Raw genomic sequence first — 927 nt, forward strand, 5'->3', positions numbered from 1 at the left:
GCGCCGTGCTCCGCGTTTGCGAGCGTGATCCGAGGTGACCGTGTCCATGGCGTATGAGGACCCCACATCCCCGGCCGAGGCGGGCCTGCTCGCCGTCGAGCGCGGCTTGTCCGAGCTGCGCGCCGGCCGCCCCGTCGCGGTCACCGGCCCCGAGCCCGCCCTCGTCGCCCCAGCCGAGGCCGTCGACGCCGCGCTCGCCGCCCGCCTCGGCGCGCTCGCCGCGGGCCGCGCCCGCCTCGTGCTGCCCGCCCCCCGCCTGCGCCGCCTCGGGCTCGATCGCGCCCAGGCCGGCGCCGTCGCCCTGCCGCTCATCGACACCGCCCGCCTGGAGAGCCTGGCGCTGCGCGTCGACGCCCGCATCGACGCGCCCGTCGGGCCCGTGTCGGAGGTGGACGAGGAGGCGCTGGAGCTGCTCTCGCTGGCGCTTCTCCTGCCCGCAGCCCTCGTCGTGCCGCTCGACCGCGAGCCCCCCGCCGATCTGCTGCGCGTGCCCGGCGCGGCGGTGCGCGCCTATCGTGGCGCCCAGGCCCGGCGCATCGCGATCGTGAGCCGCGCCCCCGTGCCGCTGGAGGGGGCGCGCGACACGGAGTTCGTGGTGTTCCGTGGCGGCGAGGGCCTGCGCGACCAGGTGGCGATCATCGTGGGCCGGCCCGACCTGTCGCGGCCCGTGGCGGTGCGGCTGCACTCGGCGTGCCTCACGGGCGATCTGTTCGGCAGCCTCAAGTGCGATTGCGGCGACCAGCTGCGCGACACGGTGCGGGGGATGGCTGCGGGCGAGGGCGGGATCCTGCTCTATCTCGACCAGGAGGGGCGCGGGAACGGGCTTGCCAACAAGATCCGGGCCTATGGCCTGCAGGCGCGCGGCTTCGACACCTACGAGGCGGACGAGGTGCTGGGCTTCGGGCTCGACCAGCGCCGGTTCGACTT

General features: G+C 76.4%; 1 protein-coding gene. It reads left to right on the forward strand.

Annotated features, from left to right (window positions below):
* Positions 1–46: 46 nt before the first annotated feature.
* A partial coding sequence (locus tag F0L46_RS25355) for a GTP cyclohydrolase (protein WP_149822393.1) occupies positions 47–927 on the forward strand: 881 nt, incomplete at its 3' end.

It is taken from the genome of Salinarimonas soli (assembly GCF_008386575.1).
GTDB lineage: Bacteria > Pseudomonadota > Alphaproteobacteria > Rhizobiales > Beijerinckiaceae > Salinarimonas_A > Salinarimonas_A soli.